A 1267-nucleotide genomic window follows, 5' to 3' on the forward strand; every position below is an offset into this window, starting at 1 on the left:
TTTCCGGGGCTTGTTCGATGATGACGTGGGCGTTGGTGCCGCTGACGCCGAAGGCGGAGACTCCGGCGCGGCGGGGGTGGCCGGTTTGTGGCCAGGCGATGGCTTCGGTGAGGAGTCGGACGGTTCCGGTGGTCCAGTCGACGTGGGGGGTGGGGTGGTCGATGTGCAGGGTTTTGGGGAGGGTGGCGTGGTGGAGGGCCTGGACGGTTTTGATGATTCCGGCGACTCCGGCGGCGGCTTGGGCGTGGCCGATGTTGGATTTGAGGGAGCCGAGCCATAGGGGGTGGCCGGTGTCTCTGCCCTGGCCGTAGGTGGCCAGGAGGGCTTGGGCTTCGATGGGGTCGCCGAGGGTGGTGCCGGTGCCGTGGGCTTCGACGGCGTCGATGTCGGCGGTGGTGAGGGCGGCGTCGTGGAGGGCTTGGCGGATGACGCGTTGCTGGGCGGGGCCGTTGGGGGCGGTCAGGCCGTTGCTGGCGCCGTCCTGGTTGACGGCGGTGCCGCGGATGACGGCCAGCACCCGGTGGTTGTTGCGTTGGGCGTCGGAGAGGCGTTCGACGAGCAGGAGGCCGACGCCTTCGGCCCAGCCGGTGCCGTCGGCCGCGGCGGCGAAGGCCTTGCAGCGTCCGTCGGGGGCCAGCCCCCGCTGCCGCGAGAACTCCACGAAGGTGCTCGGCGACGCCATGACGGTCACCCCGCCCGCCAGCGCCAGATCGGACTCCCCCGCACGCAGGGACCGTACGGCCAGGTGCAGCGCGACCAGCGACGACGAGCACGCCGTGTCGACGGTCACCGCGGGCCCTTCGAACCCGAAGGTGTAGGAGATCCGCCCCGAGACGACACTGGCGAGGTTGCCGATGGCGAGATACCCCTCCAAGTCCTCGGGCACCTGGAGGAACCGAGAACCGTAGGTGTTGTCGGCGATGCCCGCGTACACCGCGGTCCTGCTCCCGCGCAACGAGGCCGGGTCGATGCCCGCGTGTTCGAAGGCCTCCCAGGCTGTTTCGAGGAGGAGGCGTTGCTGGGGGTCGCTGGCGAGTGCCTCGCGGCGGGAGATGCCGAAGAAGTCGGCGTCGAAGTCGCCCGCGGCGTCGAGGAAGCCGCCGTGGCGGGTGTAGGTGGTGCCGGGGCGGTCGGGGTCGGGGTCGAAGAGTTCTTCGAGGTTCCAGCCTCGGTCGTCGGGGAACTCCGAGACGGCGTCGCCTCCGGTGGAGACGAGGTCCCACAGGTGTTCGGGGGAGGAGATTCCGCCGGGCAGGCGGCAGGCCAT

1 protein-coding gene is annotated in these 1267 nt (G+C 70.7%); it reads right to left on the reverse strand.

From position 1 onward, the window contains the following. A partial coding sequence (locus tag PKF00_RS43855; RefSeq protein ID WP_271223723.1) for a type I polyketide synthase occupies nucleotides 1-1267 on the reverse strand: 1267 nt, incomplete at both ends.

It is taken from the genome of Streptosporangium carneum (assembly GCF_027922005.1).
Classification (GTDB): Bacteria; Actinomycetota; Actinomycetes; order Streptosporangiales; family Streptosporangiaceae; genus Streptosporangium; species Streptosporangium carneum.